We start from the raw sequence: 18152 nt of genomic DNA, 5'->3' as shown, positions 1-18152 counted from the left end.
GCGCAGGGCTGACCCGGACCGGTCCTGCCCTCGGAACCCGCGATGCTCGCCGGCGGTTTCCGGGCCCGGGGGTTGAAGACCAATGCAACCCCCCTTAAGCTGATGACCAGCGCGTTCCTCATTCAAGCCGTTTCGCTCCAGCCCTGAACCAACACGGGAGAGGTGTCGAGTTGAGCTTAAGCTCAAAGCTGAGCGTCGGCATCCACATCCTGACCATCCTCGCGTTAAAGCGAGGCGACCCCTTGACTTCGGAATACATCGCCGGGAGCGTGTGCACCAACCCGGTGGTCATCCGCCGGTTACTGGGCCACCTTCGCGCCGCCGGCTTTGTCGAGTCCAAAACGGGCGTCGGAGGCGGCTGGTTGCTCGTGGCCGACCCTGCCGAAATCAACTTGCTCGAAGTTCTCCGGGTGGTCGAGCCGCAGCACCAGATGTTTGCGCTTCACCATGGCGAGCCGAACCCCGAGTGCTTCGTGGCCTGCAATATCCAAAAAGTCTTAATGGATATCTATGACGAGGCCTGGGAGGGGATGGCCAAGCGACTGGAACGCTCAACCATCGCCAGCGTCACGGCCACGCTTCTCGAACGATTGCAAACCTAAACATTGTTCCACTTCGCGACGTGGGGGAAAGTCGCTACCGGCTTGATCTCGCGACGACGATCCTCGACGATCTCGGTGGCGGAAAAGCAACCAGGCCATCGAGGACGACGAAGATGCTCAGTTGGGGAAGGCTCGCGATACTGAGGACGGGAGTGGTGATCGCAGGGATGGCGGTCGGGACAAGCCGGGCCGAGGACGCCCAGCCGCGCCCCTTGCCGCTCGCGGAATCGGCGCAGAAGATGACGCTGCCCGAGGGCTACAAGGCGACCCTGTTCGCCGGAGAGCCGGACGTTCACCAGCCGATCGCCTTCACGATCGACCCGAAGGGCCGGCTCTGGATCGTCGAATGCTACTCCTACCCGATCTGGCTCAACGGGCCGCGGCAAAAAGACCGCGTGATCATCCTGGAAGACACCGACGGCGATGGTCGGGCCGACCAGCGCAAGGTCTTCTATGAAGGGGGGACGAGCCTGACCGGAATCACGCTCGGCTTCGGGGGCGTCTGGCTCGCCGCTACCCCGAACCTGCTCTTCATCCCGGATGCCGACGGCGACGACACGCCGGACGGACCGCCCGTCGTCAAGCTCGACGGCTGGGATGAGAAGGCCCAGCACAATATGTTCAATGCCCTGAATTGGGGGCCTGATGGCTGGCTCTGGGGCTGTAACGGGATTCTCTCGAACTCACGCGTCGGCAAGCCCGGCACGCCGGATCAGAAACGGACGGCGCTCAACTGCGGTGTCTGGCGCTACCACCCGACCCGGGAAGTCGTCGAGGTCGTCGCACACGGCACCACCAATCCTTGGGGACTCGACTTCGATGAGCGGGGTGAGGCCTTCATCACCAACTGCGTGATTCCTCACCTGTTTCACGCCGTGCCCGGTGCCCGATTCCAGCGGATGTTCGGCCAGGACTTCAACCCGTTCAGCTACGAATTGATGCCCACCTGCGCGGACCACGTCCACTGGGACACGACCCAGAAGTGGAGTGATATCCGACGCATCGGCGTGACGCGAACGACCGATGAGGCAGGCGGAGGCCACGCGCACGTCGGGGCCATGATCTACCTCGGCGACAATTGGCCCGACGCCATGCGGGGTTCCGCTTATACCTGCAATATCCACGGCCATCGGGTCAACCGCGACAAACTGGAACGAGTGAAGTCAGGCTATGTCGCCCGCCATGAGAAGGATTTTCTGCTGGCGAATGACACCTGGTTCCGTGGCCTGGAGCTGAAGTATGGCCCCGACGGCGGGGTGTACCTGACCGACTGGTCCGATATCGGCGAGTGCCACGAGAACGATGCCGACAACGCGCACCGCGAGAATGGTCGGATCTACAAGATTACCTACGGGGATACGAAGCCGACGAAACGAGACCTGGCCCTACTGAACGACGGTGAGCTGGTCGACCTCCAAAGCCATAAGAATGAGTGGCAAGTCCGCACGGCGCGACGACTCTTGCAGGAGCGGGCGACATCGGGCAAGGACGTCTCGGCCGCGCGCAGCCAACTCGAAGCGCTGCTCAGCTCGGATTCGCCGCCGGCCCGAAAGCTTCGGGCGCTCTGGACCTTGAATGCGATCAGCGGGTTGACCGAGGGTTCACTGACCGCCGTGTTGGGTGAGGCCCACGAAGACGTCCGCTCCTGGGCGGTCCGGCTGCTCGTCGACGCGAACACGCCGTCCGCTGGTGCGCTGACCCGCCTGGCGGAACTGGCGAAGTCGGACCCCTCACCCAAAGTCCGTTTGACCCTTGCCTCCGCCTTGCAACGGTTGCCTGTCGAGACACGCTGGCCGATCGCCGAGGCTCTTGCCGCGCATGCTGAGGATGCCGAGGACACGCCGCTGGTCCTGATGACCTGGTACGGCATCGAGCCACTGGTGTCGGCTGACCGAGCCCGGGCGGCGTCCCTGGTGGAACGCGCGGCGATCCCGAAGCTACGGCAATTCCTCACCCGCCGGATCATCGCGGCCGATGTGGAGCAAGGCCTGGCCGTGCTCTTGCCGAAGACCGAGACGGCCGACGACACCACGAGGCGCGACCTCCTGGCCGGGATGCACGAGGCGCTTCGTGGTCACAAGCAGGTGCCGATTCCCGCGAGCTGGGCGAAACGGTTCGACCTCCTCTCCCGGAGCAAGGACGCGTCGGTCCGCGAACAGGCGGCGATGCTCGGTCTCCTGTTCGGCGACTCCAAGGCCGTCAAGACACTGCTGGTGACGCTCGGGTCGAAGACGGCTGATTCGGGCGAGCGGCGTCGTGCCTTGGATGCGCTGGCCGAGCGCCGAGTGGCCGAACTGGTGCCCGCACTCCAGCGGCTCCTGGACGATTCCGCCTTGCGTTCTCCGGCGATCCGGGCCCTGGGAGCCTACGGTGACCCGGCGATTCCCCCGAGTTTGCTCGAGCGGTACCCGACGCTCAGCGAGGCCGATCGCGATGATGTCGTCGCCACGCTTGCCTTGCGGCCCGCCTCGGCAAAGGTCCTCCTGGAAGCGGTTCGATCGAAGGTCGTCCCGCGCCGCGATATCTCGGCAACCGTCGCCCGCCAGATTCTCGCGTTCAATGATATGGAATTAAGCAAGCAACTGGAGTCCGCCTGGGGCACGCTCCGTGGGACATCGGCCGATAAGGTCGCGCTGATGACGAAGTACAAGGCCGCGCTGACCGCCGACGCCGGCCGCACGGCCGACCCCAGCCGTGGCCGGCTCGTCTTCAACAAGACGTGCCTCCAATGCCACAAGCTCTTCAGTGCCGGCGGTGACGTCGGACCCGAACTGACCGGATCCGATCGGGCGAACACCGACTACATCCTCGAGAATGTGCTCGACCCCGGCGCGGCCGTCGGACGAGACTTTCAGCTCACCACGATCGCCACGACCGACGGCCGGCTACTCAACGGGATCATCCGCGAGCAGAACGAGGCCTCGATTACGCTCCAGACCGCCAACGAGCGGCTGATCCTCCCCCGCGAGGACGTCGAGGAGGTGAAAGTCTCGAATGCCTCGATGATGCCCGAAGGTCTGCTCGACAAACTCTCCCCCGAGGAGGTCCGCGACCTCTTCTCCTACCTGTCCGCCCCCGCTCAGGTGCAGCCGGCGGAAGGACAAGAGTAGGATCATGCCTCGTTGTTCGGCTCCGTCAACAAGACTTGAGTGATCGGGACTACAAATTGGCGAGCAGGGAGCATCGGCTCCCTGACTCGCCTTTAACAATTTGCTCCCTTGTTCTCGCAGTGGCGAGAAGATCGTGGCCGACTCACATCAAGGGCTGTTTCCCTCTGACGTTGCTGCCTTCTGAAACGATTCACGGACGTCGGAAGCATCAGCGTTGGGAAAGTTTTCCCGCTGGACCATCAGTATGTAGATTCGCTCCTTGGCGGGATCGATCCAGGCCTGGGTCCCGTAGGCTCCGCCGTGGCCGAACGTTCCGGGCGAGAGCATGGCGGTGACCCCCTGCGGCTCACGGACAACGCACCAGCCCAGACCCCAGCCATTGCCTTTCGTGAAACCGGTTTGCAGCTCCTTCGTCTGGGGCAAGGTCATCAGCTTGACCGAGTCTGGTTTCAGGTAACGGACGCCGCCGAATTCGCCACCTCGAAGGATCATGCGACAGAACCGCGCGTAGTCCGGGGCCGTCGAAAAGAGGCCCCCGTTGGCCGCGGGGAACCGATCGCGACTGGTCGGGGCCTTTCCGTTGAGGATTCGGTTCTCGGCGATTTCAAGCTCGCCCTGGCTCGTCCTGTGATACGACTTCGCCAGCCTTGAGAGTTGCTCGTCGGAGAGGTAGAACGTCGTATCCTTCATCCCGAGCGGTCCGAACAGACGGCGATCGAGGAAGGTGTCGAAGGGTTCGCCCGTGACGACCTCCACAACCCGCGCCGCGGTGTTGATCCCGGACTGGCAATAGACCCATTTTGACCCCGGCTCAAACGCCGTACGCTTGGTGAGATATAACGGGATCAGGCCGGCCAGATTCTTGATTTGACCGGCCTCGTTGCCGGAGATCTCGCCCATTCCCGAGGTGTGGGTTAGAAGGTGGCGGATGGTGACCCGGGCCGGTTCTCCCTTCTGGGTTACGAGCTTCGCAAACTCCGGCAGGTATTTCTCGACCGGGTCGTCCACGGAAAGCTTGCCTTCCTCCTGGAGCATCAGGACGGCTGTCGCCGTGATCGGCTTCGTCATCGAAGCGATCCAGAAGATGGTGTCGGGACGCATCGGCGTTGCTTCAGCGATGTCCGCCATGCCCGAAGCGTCGAGATGCACGGTTCGGTCGGGCGTTGCGACGAGCGTCACGGCGCCGGAAATCTCCTTGGCGTCAATCGACTTGCGCATCTGCCGGCCGACAGCGGAGATCGATCCGGGTTCGTCTCGTTTCACCGTCTCCTCGGCCCCCGTCACGCTGGTCGTGACCAGGACAGCCGTGATCGAGGCAACGGTTCCGAGGACCTTGGTTGCAAAACAGTGACTCATGCAAAATCCTTAGCTATTGCCGATTCGTGAAACTTAGAAACAAATAGATGCCGCTAAACGTAAATGTCGCTTCCACCCCACGGCCGTGACCAATGCCTTAAGCAGTTTACCCTCGAGTGGTTGACGTCAGGGTGGCTGGGGTCGATACCCGGCCCCCGGTCTTCATGATGGCCTCCGCACCGGGGTCCGAGTACCGACCCCAGCCACTCTGATCGCTCGAGCTGTGGTTCACCCGAAGGTAACCGACTGTACCGGCCCGGACAGTGGACATCGTCCACCAGGTGGCGGAGTTGGCACCTGTCATTGCCGTAACCGGGATTGGCGACGCCCCTGCGGCCTGCTGAACGCCGAGTGCTCGCCGGAATTTTCGCAAGGAATTACGGTGTCGACAATGTCGTCAGGTGATAGTCATAGCCTCGATCCGTCAACTCGAAGGAGATGAATGCACGCTGAATCGTCGCGTAGGATACCTCTTTCCGTTGAATCATCATGTCGACGAACCGTCTGGCTTCAGCGCGGTCTGGTTCAGAGGCCTCCGTCAAAGTCGTCTTGAAAAAATGATCAATCAAGGGTTGCCGCCGCTTTTTAGGCAACAAGGCGGCGTTCCATGCCAAGACTGCCAGTATGAACAGATTGCGAAGTTCGTATTCATCGTCGGCCATGTCATGGTACGGCCCGAGGTATTCCCTCAAGATATCGGACATGCTTTCAAGACCCAGCCTCTCAGAGGTAGTCGTGAGGATGACCGGTGTCGCGGGCCGGCGATCCCGTTTGAGCATCCGGCGGGGCGGTTGGTGTTTCTTATGGGACGCCATGCTCTTACTTCCTTGTGGGTGTCTGAGTTTGACGTTTCTCCCTCCCTGTTGCTTCGCCCATCGCGCGAAGCCAACCGATCGTCGTTTCCCAAGGAATGGTGTTGAGAAGCGACCCTGTCACGCTCCATTGTCTCCAGTACGATTCGAGCGAGCAACCGGTGACCACGCGTTGCGAGTCTCCCAGCTGGTCAGAGAGCAAAATGCGATCGGACCGACTCCACTCCTCGACTCAGGCTTGCTTGGAGTAAGATACTCAGCCTGAATGACGGTGAGTCCGACGAAACGGAGGTCGACTGATGCACCGGTGCGACTGGGCGACGAATGAGCTGTCGGTCCGCTACCACGATGAGGAGTGGGGTGTCCCGGTCCACGACGATCCGCGTTGGTTTGAGTTCCTGATCCTCGAAGGGGCCCAGGCGGGCCTCAGTTGGGACACGATCCTCAAGAAGCGACCAAGCTATCGAGCCGCCTTCGATGGTTTCGATCCGGCGCTCGTTGCCCGCTACGAAGCGAAGAAAATCGATGCCCTACTCGCCGATCCAGGAATTATTCGCAACCGCCTGAAGGTCAATTCCGCCATCAAGAATGCCCGGGCGTTTCAGGAGATTCAGCAAGAGTTTGCCAGTTTCGACGCCTACATCTGGGGTTTTGTCGGAGGAGCACCCGTCACGAACGCTTGGCGGGCACGCGACGAGGTTCCGGCCCGGTCGGAACTGTCCGACGCCTTGAGTAAGGCCCTAAAGCGCCGTGGTTTCACCTTTGTCGGGTCGACCATCTGCTATGCTCTGATGCAGGCGACCGGCCTGGTCAACGACCACCTCGTCGATTGCTTCCGGCACACCCAGGTCGGATGATTGATCCTGGGCGCAGTGGTACGCTCGGCCGACGGTGGTCTCGGTCTCGGTCCGGGTTCAGGTTTGGCGGATCAAAAAAGGATGCGATTCATGACTCAATCGGTTCGCGGCCTCGCCGGTTTTCTTGCCTTGGGGACCTTGGTGCTGGGCCTCTCGGTGGCCCAGGCGGATGAACGGCTCAAGGACATTGCCTGTCGCTCGGTCCATCTCGGCTACCCCGCGCCTGAGGGCGTTCTCTTTTACAACGAAATCACGATCCAACAGTCAGCCGTGGGCAGCTACTTCATGGTCTGCGGCTGGGACAAGGGTTACTTCGGCTTACAAGAGCTCGGCAACGGCAAGAAGTTGCTCATCTTTTCGGTCTGGGATTCCAACCAGAACGATCCCAAGGCTGTCAAGGAAGACCAACGCACCAAGCTGATCAGCAAGGATGAAAAAGTACGGATCGGTCGGTTCGGTGGCGAAGGAACCGGCGGACAATCGTTCTTCGACTATGACTGGAAGGTCGGCGCGACCTACCGCCTTCTCGTGACTGCGAAAGTCAACGACCAACGTACTGAGTACTCGGGTTACTTCTTCGTTCCCGAGACCCAAGACTGGAAACATCTGGTCACTTTCTCAACGGTGACAGGCGGAAAAAACCTAAGTGGCTACTACGCGTTCATCGAGGACTTCAAACGCGACGGCGTTTCCGCGACCAAGGCCCGTCAGGCCCACTTCTCCAACGGTTGGGTGATGACCAAAGCGGGGGACTCCGTCTCGCTCTCGAAAGCCCGATTTACCGGCGACTCGAACCCGGTGATGAACATTAACGCGGCCGTCGATGGCGAGCGATACTTTCTGGCGACCGGCGGGGACACCAAGAATACCGGGGCGAAGTTGCGTGAAGTCCTGAGCCTGCCCACCGGAGAGAAGCGGAAACCACCGGTCGGTCTGCCTCGCGTGGGAAGCTCAAGCCGGACCTCATCATCATCACCTGTGGGATGAACGACGTCGGGCCCCGTAACCCCGAAGCGTACAAGGCCAACATCAAAACCATGCTGACTCGGATTCAGGAGGCGGCTCCGACGACCGAAGTCGTCCTCGTCGCCACGATGACCGGCAACCCCGACTGGATGGCCACCCCACCCGAGAGGTTCCCGGTCTATCGGGACGTGCTTGCGTCGCTCGAAGGGCCAGGCGTCGTGCTCTCCGACCTCACTGCCACCCGGCAGTGGTTGCGGAAGCGGAAACGCCATTTTGATCTGACCGGCACCGGCGTCAATTACCCCAATGATTACGGTCATCGAGTCTACGCCCAGGCGATTTTGGCGTTGCTGGTCGATTCCGAAGCGCACGATCGTACCCCCAAAGCCGCTCTGAGCGTTTCTCGTCACCGGCCAGGTTGTAGTCGGAGAACAACGATGGGGTTATCGGAGAGCTGATGAAATCCTCCAAAACCGGGAACAATCGACGCGATCTCGACGTAAGAGTAGTAGGGACGTTGAGGCTGTCTTCAATCCCCCCGATTCGACAAAAGATCACTCCGAGCCGCCACGAGGAGGCCGCTATGATGACCACGATCTCCGAAACGACCGTGTGGCAGCGTAATCTCGCGTCCGTGATCCGCTCAGGCCTGATCGATCGGGCCGAGGTGGTCGACCTGCGCGGGCTCCATGCCGTTGTGGGAGTGTATAAGGACGGTTCGTATTCCGCCCCGCTGGCCAAATACAGCGAACGCCGACGAGCGGAAGATGCCGTGGCCATCGTCCATCGCCTCGCCGAGCCTGCGGCTCTGGTCGAAGCCAACTGAGTTGTTGCCCCTGCGATGAAATCGAAAGAACGCCCGCCCCGGTCGCAACGGACCGGGGCGGGCGTTCTTTTTTGGGGGGGAAGGCCGTCCTTGCCAAACCCGTGATCCCGACTTCAGAGCGATCGGCCGTGGCGTCATCGTTGGTCCAACGATTCCCGTAGGGTGGCCACTCCATTGGCCTTAGGTGAATACGGGTTTAGGGCTACCAGCTTCCGCCTTGTTCCTCGCTGTTCGGGTCGTCGGTACCTCCGCCCCAGTCGCCACCAGGTTCGGCCGGTTCGTCGCTGCCTCCGCCCCAGTCGCCGCCGGGTTCGGCGGGCTCGTCAGTGCCGCCACCCCAATCGCCACCAGGTTCGGCGGGCTCGTCGCTGCCGCCGCCCCAGTCACCACCGGGTTCGGCCGGTTCGTCGCTGCCGCCACCCCAATCGCCGCCTCCTCCAGCCGGATCGGCCTCGGGTTCGGTGCCCTCGGGAGTGGAGCTGCCCCAGTCGGCCCCGACGCCGGCGTTCGGGTCGTAATTCTCGGAGGCTGGTCCGCCTCCGTGATTGGCGTTCGGGTCGATCGGGTGATCGCTCTGGTCCTGGTGGGGGAAGGCACCCCCTTGTGAGTGAACCGGACCCTGGGGCTCGTGCGGCCGGCCAAATTTATCGTAGAGGAGATTGCCCGCGATCGCTCCGGCCGCGCCCCCGAGGGCACCCGTCATGAAACCGCCGGCTCCGCCACCTTGTGGGGGGGGCATCGGGGCACCGTAGCCACCTTGACCATAACCCGGAGAAGGCGGCGGGGCTCCATAGCCGGGTGCGGGACGAGGGCCGGGTGGGTAGCCCGTCCCCGGAACAGGCCGCGGCCCGGATCCGCCGTCGGCCATCGCCTGGGGGGGAATCATCTGGGACTGAGGACTCCGGGAGCGCCGGAAGATCAGCCAGAGAACCAGGAGCACGATGCCGCCAGCGATCAGAATCGTCGTCGTGGTCACGCCTTCGGATTTGACCACGCCGGGGTCGATCGGCGCGGGTACCTTGGGAACGTCCGCGCCGGCGGGCTCGGCCTTTCGGGGCAGGAGGGTCGGCTCGGGCTGGGACAATGCGGTGGCCGCGGGCGCGGCCTCGGTGTCCTGGCGGATGACCTCGACAGCCTCGCGCAGGCCTTGGTCGAACGCACTTTTTTTGAAGGCCGCCGACATGGTGTTCTCAAGCGAACGGGCCTTCTCACGGGGGAAAACCGCTACGGCCGACTCGCTCGGCTGGGCATAGATTTTGTGCTCTTTCTTGGCGATCAGGATGTAGAGTCCGTGAACTTGCGTGGCACGAGCCTGCTCCACCGCGGCGTCGCGGAGCGACTTGTCACCAAGCGTCTCGACCGTTTCGATCACGGTTCCCCAGGGGGTCTTGAGCCGGATCGCTTCGAGAACCGCGTCGGCCTCCTTCACCGCTTCGGGCGAGAACATCTTGGCGTGGTCGCGAACGCCGACTTTCAGAGCGGCGCGGCGGATCTCGGCCACCGCGGCGAGCAGTCCCTCATCGTTTTCGCCCTTGCGGAACGACTGGGTGAAGGCCGCCTTGACGAGTTCCAGTTCTCCCTTGGTAAAGATCCGCCGGACCGACTCGCTCGGCTCGATGTCGAGCTTGTGCTCCTTCTTGGAGATCGCGATTGAGAGGCCCCGGAGGTTGGCCCGCTTGGCGTTGTCGATGGCCACTTCCCTGGGTTGGCGATCCCCGAACGTGTCTTCGGTCTCGATCAGGACTTGCGAGTGCTCCGAGCTCTCGAGCTCTCGGAGCACGGCCTCGGCCTTTTTGACGGCTTGGGGCGAGAACATCTTGGCCCGGTCACGGATGCCTGGTCCGTCCGGCGGAGCCTGTGCCTGTGCCAGACCCAGGGCCGACGCGCCGAGGACAACCACGACGGCTAGGGCAGTCGGTATCGTCCGTTTCATCCTCGCACCTCTTTCCACGTGTGTCAGGAACGGTCCGGTCTGCGATAACCACCGAGAACGGAACTGGCTCTGGTCAGTTCGCTACCGCCGCTCCGTTCTTCCATCGTAAACCGGGAGAAACCCGGAATCCTGGAAGAATCGCGTCCCACGATGAATTTGCTAGAACTTTCCATTGCCGCTTGTCGGACAACTGTTATAGTGGTTTAACAATCCCAAGGACAGTTGTCGGTCGGCCAAGGATGGCCGATCGGGACCGCTCGCGAGGAACCGAGTCCATGCCGGCTCAGGATGAGCAAAGGCGAGGGCGGCGTTTGCGGCATGTTTGCCTGATGGCAACGGTCGGGGCTCTGCTACTCATGACCATTGGCTGCACGCGGCGTTACTACCGTGACTTCGCCGACCGGGATACGTACCGGATCGTCGAGGACCGGCTGACCGACTGGCGCTGGGACCTGCCGCCCCGCCCGGTCGAGGCCAGTCCGAAGTCGCGGATGGGTGACGTTTACGACCCGAACCACGAGCCGATTCCCTATGACGACCCCGGGGCCCGCCCGTACCAGATCACGGCGGGACGCCCGTTCGAGTTTCACGGCCAGAAGAAGCGTGGTTGGGCGCCCGTCGAGAATCTCAATTGGATGAACGGGATTCCACGCGACGCCGACGGCGCCCTGGTGCTCAGTGGCCCCTCGGCCATGCAGATCGCGCTTGCGAACAGCCGGGACTACCAGACCAATATTGAGGATGTCTACCTGAAGGCACTCTCGTTGACTCTGGTCCGTTTCACCTTTTTTCCGCAAATCTTCAGTAGCCAGACCGCTCAGTACCGTCACTTCGGCGCCAACGCCAACGATAGCAATCAGTTTCAACTTCTGGCTCAGGACAGCCTGAACTGGACGTTCTATTCCGGAGCGCAGCTCCTCGTCAACTTCGCCAATAACCTGGTCTTCGAGTACAACGGCAAAGGGTTCCAGACCGTCAATTCAGGGCTTGCCATCAGCCTCACTCAACCCCTTTTGCAAGGGGCGTGGGCGAGGAACTTCACCCAGCCGTTGTCGCTGATCGAGCGCCAGACGCTTTACACGATCCGCAATTTCGCATCGTTTCGCCGTCAGTTCTACGTGGACATCGTCTCGAGCTATCTGGGTCTCATGGCGACGCTTCAGCAAGTTCGCAATACCCAATACCAGGTCGACCAACTGAAACACAGTCTTGAGGAACAGGAAGCGCTGGTGAAAGCCGGCCTGGTCGATCCTTTGCAACGCGACACCGTGGCCCAGAATTACCAGCAAAGCCGCTCGGGCCTGCTCGGGCAGGAAGCCAACTACCAGACGTTACTCGACACCTACCGAGTCACTCGGCTGGGCCTGCCCGCCGATTTTCCGGTGAAGCTTGACGAGGTGCTGCTCAAGAAGTTCGAGCTGAACGACCCCCGGCTCGACTCGTTGCGCAAGGACAACGAGTCCCTCTACCTCGAGTTGCTTCAGCACGACGGCCCCCCGTCCCAAGACATCATGGTTGATGCCGGCAAACGCTTGCTCGACGATTTCGAGGAACTCAAGGAGGTTGCCCTGGTCGTGGGCAAGGAACTGGAAAAGTGGCTGGCACGGATCAAGTCACAGGAAGGCAAAGTGGGGACCGGTCCCGGGCCGCTCGAACAGGATGAACTCGCCAGCTATCAGAAAGAAGTCGAACTCTCGGAGAAGCTCTCACAAGCCTACAGCCTTTCACGTGATGCGATGATAAAGAGCAGTGAGGAGACGCAGAAGTTCTTGGATGGAGTCGCGAAGGCCGACCCCGAAGAGGCATGGACGAAGCTTCGCCAAGGACTTGTGAGCGGAGACTTTCGTGCCAGAATGACCGAGCAGCTTGTGATCCAGAGCCAGGTGCGCGTTTACTTGATTGAAGTGAACAAGGTCGACCTGACGCTCGAGCAGGCGATCGCCGTAGCCCTGGCCAATCGGCTCGACTTGATGAATAGCCTGGCGCAGGTGACCGACGCCTGGCGTCTGGTCGAGTACGATGGCAACCAACTCCTCGCCGGGCTCAACATCTTCTACAATGGCGACCTCCGTTCCGACCCGAAGAGCCTGGGCCTGGTCCGGTTCGACGCCCATGATAGTCAGCACATTGTGGGAATCCGCTTCAATGCGCCGATCGTTCGGCGGCAGCAGCGGAATGCTTACCGGGCCGATCAGATCGGCTACCAGCGTGCTCGGCGTGCCTACATGCTGAACCACGACACGATCGTCCAGCAAATCCGCCTGGACATGCGTCTGTTGAATCTGAACCGGCAACAGTTTGAGATCAGCCGCGATGCCCTCTTGATCGCGGCTCGCCAGGTCGATCAAGCCGAATTCAACGCACGGACGAGCCAGGGAGCCAGCTCGGGCCAAGGGCAGACCGTCGGTACCCTGTTGGTGAGTGCCCAGCAAGCGTTGGTGACGAATAAGAATAGCCTGATCGGAAATTGGGTCTCGTACGAGATCGCGCGGATGACGCTTTTTAAAGATTTCGATATCATGAATATCGATGCTCAGGGGGTCTGGACTAATGACAGCAGCGTACCAGCCTTCAACGGAGGACCCGTTCCCACCACTCCTGACCCCGTCGGAGCCCCGGTCGAAACCCTCCTCCCCGCCCCCGAGACGCCCGCGTCTTCGCTCCCTCCTCCCCCGTCCGCTGCGGCGAGTCCGTTCGCCGCTCCGTAAGCCGCCGGTACGGTTTCTTGTCGTGTTGGCGGGCGCGGCGGTTGTGGCGGGGGTCGGTTACTTTGGGTTGGTCCCGAGTTGGGGAGGAGCCTCGAACCCGAACAAGCCGCTTTCTGTGACCGTCAGCCGAGGCACCCTTCGCATCGTCGTCACCGAGCGAGGCAACCTCGAGAGCGTGAAGACGGTCGACGGCATCTGCGAGTTGGGAGGCTATCAGAACAAGATCATCCAGCTCACTCCCGAGGGCAACCGCGTCGAGAAGGGGGACATTGTCTGCCGGTTCGACTCGGCCGAGATCGACAAGAATATCGCCCAGCAGGAGATCAAGGCGAAGCAAGCCGCGTCCAAGATCGAGACGAGTCGGCAAGAGGTTGAGATCGCCAAGAACAAGGGTGAAAGCGAGATCATCGCTGCCACTGTCGAACTCCAACTGGGCGAGCTCGACCTCGAGATGTACCAGAAAGGAACCTACATCTTTGAGACCGACGAGATCAAGGGGGACATCGGCCTGAAGGCCAAGAAGGTCGAGGAGTCGAAGAACAAGCTCGAGCAGTTTCAGAATCTCCTCAAAAAAGGGTTCAAGAGCCCCAGCGATGTCCGCGCCGCGCAGAGCGAGCTCGACGGCGACGAGCTGACGCTCAAAGGGGCCAAGGCGAAGCTCATGGTCAAGGAGAAATACGAGTACAAGCGCAAGTCGACCGAGTACAAGTCGAAGGTCGACCAGTCGCGCAAGAAGGTGGCGCAGGCCACCGCCACGGAGAAGGCCTCGGTTTCGAAGGCGGACAGCGAATACGAGTCGGCCAAGGCCACGCACACGATCGAGGATCAGCAGCTCAAGGAGTACCTGAACCAGAAGGCGAAGACCATCATCAAGGCGGACCAATCCGGCATCGTCGCCTATGCGAATGAAGCCTGGTACGACTCGAGCCGGCAGGTGCGTGAAGGGGCGACTGTCTACTCGAGGCAGAAGATTTTCAGCCTCCCGGACCTCTCGTCGATGCAGGTCAAGGTGAGCATCCATGAGTCGTTGATCAAGAAGATCAAGCCGGGCCAGCTGGCTGAGATTCGGGTGGACGCCTTTCCCAACGTGATCATCGTCGGCAAGGTCAAGACCGTGTCGCAACTGGCCGACTCCAACCGCGGCTGGATGAGCGGCGGGGTCAAGGAATACAGCACGGTCGTGGCGATCGAAACGATGCCCAAGGAAGAGCTCCGCCCGGGGATGACCGCCGAGGTGAAAATTCTCGTCGGTGAGCTGCCGTCCGTCGTTCTCGTGCCCGTTCAGGCGGTGGCCATGCATAAGGGGAAGTTTTATGCGTTTGTCGTCACCTCGACCGGAGTCGAGCGTCGGGAGGTGAAGGCAGGGGAGACGAATGAGTTTCAGATGCAGGTCTTATCGGGCCTGAAGGAAGGGGAAACGGTTGCCCTCGATGCGCGATCACGCGTGGATGACGAGTTCAAGGATGAGGAGAAGGACGAATTGACCAAACCCGACTCCAAGCCCTCGATTCCAGTAGCGAAATGATCATGTCATCATTGTCAAAATGAGACATGATATCAGAAACCAAGATCTCAAAATTCGCGGTGGCTGCCCATGAACAAGGTCTGGAACATCGTCCGCTTGGCGGTCCGAAATCTGGGCCTGCACAAGCTCCGGGTCTTACTGACTGCGCTCGGCCTGATCTTCGGGGTCTCGTCGGTGATCGCGATGTTGGCGATCGCCGAGGGCGCGAGCGCCGAGGCGCAAAAGCAACTGGCCGAGTTGGGCGCGACCAACGTGATCTTGAAGAGCACCAAGCCGGTCGACGATGTCAACCCCTCGAAACAATCCAATGACAGTTTCGTCTTCAACTATGGACTGACGAAGAAGGATTTCGAACGGATCATGAACACGATCCCGACGGTGGTGGGGGCGACTCCACTCCGCGAATTCCGGAAGAACGTCCGCCATCTCGATCATGAGCTGGAAGGCCGGATCGTGGGGGCGAACCCCGACTGTCTGAAAATCACCGGACAGAAGCTGGCCAAGGGGCGATTCTTGACCGACCTCGACATGAGCCTGGCCACGAACGTGGCGGTGATTGGGGCCGAGGTCTCCAAGAAGCTGTTCCCATTTGGTGACCCGCTGGGAAAGGCCGTGCGGCTGGGCGAGAGCCACTACTATCGGATCATCGGCGTGACCACCTACAAGGCCCCCTCGGGCGGAACGGGAAGCAGCCTCTCCGCGCAGGACTTAAATAAAGACGTTTACATTCCGTTGACCACCGACCGCGCACGCTTCGGCGAGGTCCTCATGGGTGAGAAGCAGGGCCAGTTCTCGGCCGAGCGGATCGAACTCAGCCAGATCACCGTGACGGTCCGAGGGATGGACGACGTCAAGTCCACCGCCTCCGCCTTGGAGAGCATGCTACGACAGTTCCATCCCAAGGTGGACTACAGCATCACGGTCCCCCTGGAACTGCTCGAGAAAGCCGAGGCGACCAAGCGAATCTTCAACCTGGTGCTGGGGTCGATCGCGGGAATCTCGCTGATCGTGGGAGGGATCGGCATCATGAACATCATGCTGGCGACGGTCTCGGAACGCACCCGTGAGATCGGCATTCGTCGCGCCTTGGGGGCCAAGCGGCGCGATATCATCCTCCAGTTCCTCATCGAGACCGTGGTCATCTCGGCCTCGGGCGGCGGAATCGGGGTGATCCTCGGGATCGCCGTTCCCCCGCTGGTGTCCCACTTCTCGGGCGTCCCGGCCGTGATCCGCCCCGAGTCCCCGTTCATTGCATTCATCATCGCCCTGGTGATCGGCGTCGTCTTCGGTGTTTACCCCGCGCGGCGTGCCGCCATGATGGACCCGGTCGAGGCGCTTCGCTCGGAGTAGGCGTAGCGCGAGCAGTCGATCTCGCTCGAGTTTCAGCGCATCAGGGGCGGCTCCGGAACTGTTGGCGATAGGCGGAGGGGGTCCGTCCCGTCTGTTGGCGGAAGGCGATGGAGAGGTGTCGCGCGTTCGAGAAGCCTGCATGCTCGGCGACCTCGGACATCGAGAGTTCCGTGCCGGCCAGCATGTCCCGGGCCCGTTCCAAATGGACGCGACGGATCTCTTCGGAGATCGACCGATTGAAGATCGTCCGGAATCTCCGTTCCAGCGAGCGCCTTGAGATCGAGACCGCGCGGAGGAGATCGCCAACCCGGATCGGCTGATGGCCATGCTCATGGATCAGGCGAATGGCCGCCGCCACCTCGGGGTCATCGATCGCCAGGATGTCCGAAGATTGGCGGATGGCGACTCCGGTCGGCGGGAGCAGCACAGGGCGGTCGGGCGGCTTCGCCCCCGCCATCAGGCGATCGAGCAGGACGGCCGCCTCGTAGCCAATCCGCTCGGCCGGAACTACGACGCTGGAGAGGGAAGGGCGGGCCAGTTCGCAGAGGAGGTCGTCGTTGCCCATGCCCACGATGGCCACGTCCTCGGGCACCCGCAGCCCGACTTCGCGGCAGACCTCCGAGAGCTGTAGCCCCCACATGTCATAAAACGTGGAAATGCCGACCGGCTTCGGGAGCGAGTCAACCCACCGTCGAAAGCCCTCGCCGAGCGCCCAGCGGTGGAGCCTCGAATCGAATTGCTGGCGACCGGTCTCGTGGTAATAGGCCGCGGTATGGTGCGCCTGGTCGAGCGTTCTCCGGAAACCCTCCTCGCGACGCGCTGAGCCGGCATGCTCGGCGTGGCCGATGAAACCGAAATGCCGGATGCCACGGTCCAGGAGGTGGGTGGCGGCCAACTGACCGATGAGCAGGTCGTCGGGTCCCACGCGCGGGATTCCCACGTCGGGCGTGACACCGCAGACGTTCACCCAGGGGGTCCGCAGGCTCGTCAAGATCTCGAGCAACGACGTGCGGAAAACCCAGGTGATGATCCCATCGGGCTTGACCTTGGAGAGCATTCGGATCGCTTTTGCATCGGAGACTACAGGCATGAGCACCCAATTCTGCCTCGACTCCGCATACCGCTTCATTCCCCGAAGGACGCCGCGACAGTAGCTTGTGCTGTAATCGAAGACCAGGCCGATATGGACCATGGAATGCCCTCGTCCTCTGTCGCAAAATGTCAAAAAGTTTGCGCGTTATATCATAGCGTGTCTGGTCTGAATGCGATAAATTCATTGTGTCCAGGAAATCAGCGAATTTCCGACAAGTGAGTCAGCAAACCATCCCTCTCCGGATTCCAATTCCTTGATGGTCGAGCTGGGCACAAGTTTCCATTGGCGATGGCTTTCCGCCTCTGATTGCATCGTCTGCTTGAAACCGATGCGGAGTTGACTGAAGGACAGGGACCCGTCCAGGGGCGGGCTGATCGCACGAAGTCGTGTCCGAAGCACTCAACAAACTCCTTTGTGGACGCAAGCCAATGCGCACACGAATCTTGAGATCCGTGAGGTGGGCCGGGACGTTGGGAATCCTCGGCCTGGGTGGCTGCGGCGCCGCGATCGATGGCCTCCCCCGCCAGGAGATCTCGGGGACGGTCACCATGGACGCAGCGCCGCTGCCTCGCGGAACGATCCAGTTTTTACCCGCCGCGGCCGGAGCCCCGTCGGCGGATTCTGCCGCGGCCATACCGGAAGCGGGCGCGACAGCGATTTCGGTGCTGATCACCGATGGCAAATTCGCGATCGAGCGGGCGCGCGGGCTCGTTCCCGGCGCTTACAAAGTTCAGGTTTTCGGGACGGACATCACCGCTGCCCCCGCCGATGTATCGCCCGGCCTGGAACCTCCTCAGCCCAAGGAGACGATTCCCAAACGCTACAACACCGCCACCAAGTTGACCGCCGTGGTCAAGGAGGAGGGACCGAACACCTACGAATTCCAACTCACGAAATAAGTCCCGCGTCGACCCCACGACTACGGGACTCAGACGATCCGCTCACGTTTCTCGATCACCTCTCCGCGACAACCCGGCACGCGGTTCGTCGCAGCTCGCCGTCGACTCAAGTGGT

Annotated in this window: 14 protein-coding genes; 10 read left to right on the top strand and 4 right to left on the bottom strand. The window is 61.6% G+C overall.

Features of this window, described 5'->3' with window-relative positions; translation table 11 throughout:
• The first annotated feature begins 170 nt into the window (after window positions 1-170).
• Window positions 171-602: an Rrf2 family transcriptional regulator gene (locus BUS42_RS08660; RefSeq protein WP_074306565.1), complete on the top strand. Its 432-nt coding sequence runs from the start codon at window positions 171-173 to the stop codon at window positions 600-602.
• Between the two features lie 155 nt (window positions 603-757).
• Window positions 758-3712 (top strand): PVC-type heme-binding CxxCH protein, encoded by a 2955-nt coding sequence (locus tag BUS42_RS08655; protein ID WP_254053393.1) that lies wholly within the window; start codon window positions 758-760, stop codon window positions 3710-3712.
• A gap of 147 nt (window positions 3713-3859) precedes the next feature.
• Here the strand turns inward: BUS42_RS08655 and BUS42_RS08650 are convergent, their stop codons facing one another.
• Together BUS42_RS08650 and BUS42_RS08645 are read right to left on the bottom strand one after the other, a co-directional pair.
• Window positions 3860-5068 (bottom strand): serine hydrolase domain-containing protein, encoded by a 1209-nt coding sequence (locus BUS42_RS08650; RefSeq protein WP_074306564.1) that lies wholly within the window; start codon window positions 5066-5068, stop codon window positions 3860-3862.
• 377 nt (window positions 5069-5445) lie between these two features.
• A complete protein-coding gene (locus BUS42_RS08645) occupies window positions 5446-5883 on the bottom strand; it encodes a hypothetical protein (protein ID WP_074306563.1) in 438 nt (145 codons plus the stop codon).
• 296 nt (window positions 5884-6179) lie between these two features.
• Here BUS42_RS08645 and BUS42_RS08640 point away from each other — a divergent pair, with 296 nt between their 5' ends.
• The 4 genes from BUS42_RS08640 (at window position 6180) to BUS42_RS08625 (ending at window position 8529) form a co-directional block, all read left to right on the top strand.
• Window positions 6180-6737 carry a DNA-3-methyladenine glycosylase I gene (locus BUS42_RS08640; protein ID WP_074306562.1) on the top strand — a complete coding sequence of 186 codons (558 nt, stop codon included), beginning with the start codon at window positions 6180-6182 and terminating at the stop codon, window positions 6735-6737.
• Window positions 6738-6827: 90 nt separating this feature from the next.
• Window positions 6828-7724, top strand: coding sequence for a DUF3472 domain-containing protein (locus tag BUS42_RS08635; RefSeq protein ID WP_074306561.1), 897 nt, complete (start codon window positions 6828-6830; stop codon window positions 7722-7724).
• Window positions 7721-8161, top strand: a complete 441-nt coding sequence (locus BUS42_RS44920) for an SGNH/GDSL hydrolase family protein (protein ID WP_074306560.1) — start codon at window positions 7721-7723, stop codon at window positions 8159-8161. Before BUS42_RS08635 ends, BUS42_RS44920 begins: the two co-directional genes overlap by 4 nt.
• Window positions 8162-8286: 125 nt before the next feature.
• Window positions 8287-8529 (top strand): hypothetical protein, encoded by a 243-nt coding sequence (locus BUS42_RS08625; protein WP_074306559.1) that lies wholly within the window; start codon window positions 8287-8289, stop codon window positions 8527-8529.
• Between the two features lie 202 nt (window positions 8530-8731).
• On the opposite strand, the gene BUS42_RS08620 is transcribed toward BUS42_RS08625, so the two are convergent.
• On the bottom strand, window positions 8732-10462 hold the full coding sequence (locus BUS42_RS08620) for a TPM domain-containing protein (protein WP_074306558.1): 1731 nt from the start codon (window positions 10460-10462) through the stop codon (window positions 8732-8734).
• Window positions 10463-10737: 275 nt separating this feature from the next.
• Here BUS42_RS08620 and BUS42_RS08615 point away from each other — a divergent pair, with 275 nt between their 5' ends.
• The 3 genes from BUS42_RS08615 to BUS42_RS08605 all read left to right on the top strand — a co-directional run bounded on the left by BUS42_RS08615 (window position 10738) and on the right by BUS42_RS08605 (window position 16045).
• Window positions 10738-13170 carry a TolC family protein gene (locus BUS42_RS08615; protein WP_074306557.1) on the top strand — a complete coding sequence of 811 codons (2433 nt, stop codon included), beginning with the start codon at window positions 10738-10740 and terminating at the stop codon, window positions 13168-13170.
• Window positions 13171-13192: 22 nt separating this feature from the next.
• Window positions 13193-14695, top strand: coding sequence for an efflux RND transporter periplasmic adaptor subunit (locus BUS42_RS08610; RefSeq protein WP_254053392.1), 1503 nt, complete (start codon window positions 13193-13195; stop codon window positions 14693-14695).
• A 69-nt stretch (window positions 14696-14764) separates the two neighbouring features.
• Window positions 14765-16045 carry an ABC transporter permease gene (locus BUS42_RS08605; RefSeq protein WP_074306556.1) on the top strand — a complete coding sequence of 427 codons (1281 nt, stop codon included), beginning with the start codon at window positions 14765-14767 and terminating at the stop codon, window positions 16043-16045.
• 40 nt (window positions 16046-16085) lie between these two features.
• On the opposite strand, the gene BUS42_RS08600 is transcribed toward BUS42_RS08605, so the two are convergent.
• On the bottom strand, window positions 16086-17237 hold the full coding sequence (locus tag BUS42_RS08600; RefSeq protein WP_074306555.1) for an AraC family transcriptional regulator: 1152 nt from the start codon (window positions 17235-17237) through the stop codon (window positions 16086-16088).
• A 329-nt stretch (window positions 17238-17566) separates the two neighbouring features.
• Here BUS42_RS08600 and BUS42_RS08590 point away from each other — a divergent pair, with 329 nt between their 5' ends.
• Window positions 17567-18037 (top strand): hypothetical protein, encoded by a 471-nt coding sequence (locus tag BUS42_RS08590; protein WP_143206272.1) that lies wholly within the window; start codon window positions 17567-17569, stop codon window positions 18035-18037.
• Window positions 18038-18152: the final 115 nt, after the last annotated feature.

This window comes from Singulisphaera sp. GP187 (assembly GCF_900129635.1).
Taxonomy (GTDB): domain Bacteria; phylum Planctomycetota; class Planctomycetia; order Isosphaerales; family Isosphaeraceae; genus Singulisphaera.
The sequence above is the reverse complement of the archived record's forward strand: the minus strand, read 5'-3'. Positions and strand labels throughout refer to the sequence as shown.

Excerpts from the sequence above, each read along its gene's own strand:
- BUS42_RS08645 (WP_074306563.1), bottom strand. The coding sequence starts at position 5,883 with ATGGCGTCCCATAAGAAACACCAACCGCCCCGCCGGATGCTCAAACGG.
- BUS42_RS44920 (WP_074306560.1), top strand. The coding sequence starts at position 7,721 with ATGAACGACGTCGGGCCCCGTAACCCCGAAGCGTACAAGGCCAACATC.
- BUS42_RS08640 (WP_074306562.1), top strand. The coding sequence starts at position 6,180 with ATGCACCGGTGCGACTGGGCGACGAATGAGCTGTCGGTCCGCTACCAC.
- BUS42_RS08625 (WP_074306559.1), top strand. The coding sequence starts at position 8,287 with ATGATGACCACGATCTCCGAAACGACCGTGTGGCAGCGTAATCTCGCG.
- BUS42_RS08615 (WP_074306557.1), top strand. The coding sequence starts at position 10,738 with ATGCCGGCTCAGGATGAGCAAAGGCGAGGGCGGCGTTTGCGGCATGTT.
- BUS42_RS08635 (WP_074306561.1), top strand. The coding sequence starts at position 6,828 with ATGACTCAATCGGTTCGCGGCCTCGCCGGTTTTCTTGCCTTGGGGACC.
- BUS42_RS08600 (WP_074306555.1), bottom strand. The coding sequence starts at position 17,237 with ATGGTCCATATCGGCCTGGTCTTCGATTACAGCACAAGCTACTGTCGC.
- BUS42_RS08650 (WP_074306564.1), bottom strand. The coding sequence starts at position 5,068 with ATGAGTCACTGTTTTGCAACCAAGGTCCTCGGAACCGTTGCCTCGATC.
- BUS42_RS08605 (WP_074306556.1), top strand. The coding sequence starts at position 14,765 with ATGAACAAGGTCTGGAACATCGTCCGCTTGGCGGTCCGAAATCTGGGC.
- BUS42_RS08620 (WP_074306558.1), bottom strand. The coding sequence starts at position 10,462 with ATGAAACGGACGATACCGACTGCCCTAGCCGTCGTGGTTGTCCTCGGC.
- BUS42_RS08590 (WP_143206272.1), top strand. The coding sequence starts at position 17,567 with ATGCGCACACGAATCTTGAGATCCGTGAGGTGGGCCGGGACGTTGGGA.